The organism is Acetobacteroides hydrogenigenes (assembly GCF_004340205.1).
GTDB classification, from domain to species: Bacteria; Bacteroidota; Bacteroidia; order Bacteroidales; family ZOR0009; genus Acetobacteroides; species Acetobacteroides hydrogenigenes.
Genome location: NZ_SLWB01000028.1, coordinates 1 through 1,355 on the forward strand (window position 1 = coordinate 1; position 1,355 = coordinate 1,355).

Annotated in this window: 1 protein-coding gene, 1 tRNA gene and 2 pseudogenes; all 4 read left to right on the plus strand. The window is 51.3% G+C overall.

What is annotated here, in order from left to right; genetic code table 11:
* Positions 1-13 precede the first annotated feature (13 nt).
* Positions 14-98 (plus strand) — tRNA-Ser (locus CLV25_RS15830).
* Positions 99-368: 270 nt separating this feature from the next.
* Positions 369-854, plus strand: coding sequence for an Arm DNA-binding domain-containing protein (locus CLV25_RS15835; RefSeq protein WP_131840643.1), 486 nt, complete (start codon positions 369-371; stop codon positions 852-854).
* Positions 855-989 (plus strand): annotated as a pseudogene (locus tag CLV25_RS16205) (phage integrase SAM-like domain-containing protein); the annotation flags it as partial. It abuts the gene before it with no gap.
* 12 nt (positions 990-1,001) lie between these two features.
* Positions 1,002-1,355, plus strand: a pseudogene (locus CLV25_RS15995) (site-specific integrase); the annotation flags it as partial.

The window sequence follows — 1,355 nt, forward strand, 5'->3', positions numbered from 1 at the left end:
TACTTTTGTCCTCGGAGAGGTGGCAGAGTGGTCGATTGCGGCGGTCTTGAAAACCGTTGAGGGTCAAACCTCCGGGGGTTCGAATCCCTCCCTCTCCGCAGACCACAACATCAAAGCACAATAAAGCCCTGTAAATCGAATGGTTTACAGGGTTTTGTGTTTTTACCCATTCCAACAAAACCCACCAATTCCCAACCTTCAAGCCGCAAATTCGGTGCGTCATTTTTTAGAGGTTCAGTTTAACGCACCGAATCCCTTATACCATGCTGAACATTTGCGCTTTACAACATAAATTTTGAGGGTAATTGCCGATATTTACTATCGACAAGCACATTTTCTAACCTTCATATTAAAAACGTAAGCATAAAATGAAGCAAAAACAGTCAATTGCCGTGCTCTTTTACATCCGTAAGTCAATGAGCACTCACAGTAAATTTTCTCCCATTTACATGCGAATAACCGTTAACGGCAAGCGGGCAGAGTTCTCCCTAAAGCGGGAGGTTGAGGTCACGAAGTGGAATGCCGCTGCTGGGCTCATGCTCGGGAATAGCGAAGCAGCCAAGTCAATCAACCAGTATATCGCCTACTGGAGGCAGCTTGCCTATGATGCCCAGGAGAAGCTGATTAAGGATGGGAAAGTTGTAACCGCCCAATCCATCAAGAACCAGATGACAGGCAGTCTGCCAAACCAGAGAACGCTGATGGAGGCCTTCTCCTTCCACAACGACAGGCTACTGGAACGCGTCGGCATTGATCACTCTCCCGCCACGCACGTCCGCTACCAAACCACCAAGGGGCATGTGCTCGAGTTCATGCAGGCCAAGTACGGAACCGGCGACATCTACCTCTCGTAGCTGGGCACCAGCTTTGCAGCAGACTTCTACCACTACCTGATAACGGTTCGGAAGTGCAACCCCAACTCCTCGGCCAAGTACGTCAAGAATCTCAAGCGTATTACCCGCGTTGCCCTCCTCAACGAGTGGATAACCCGAGACCCTTTCATGGGGTTCTCCCCAGCGGTTAAGCCCGTGGATCGCGGATTCCTCACCATGGAGGAGCTGGAGCAGATAGAGGCCAAGAAGATGGTATCACCTAGGCTCGAACAGGTGAAGGACCTCTTCATCTTTGCCTGCTACACCGGGCTGGCCTACATCGACGTGGCCAACCTCAGGCCCGAAAACATCTCCAAGGGCATCAACGGCTCCCTCTGGATTAACACCCACCGGCAAAAGACCAACGTTCCCTCCAACATTCCGCTGCTCGCAAAGGCTGCCGTAATTATAGAGAAGTACCACAACCATCCACAGGCGGTAACATCCGACAGGCTGCTGCCCGTGCTGAGCAACCAGAAGCTG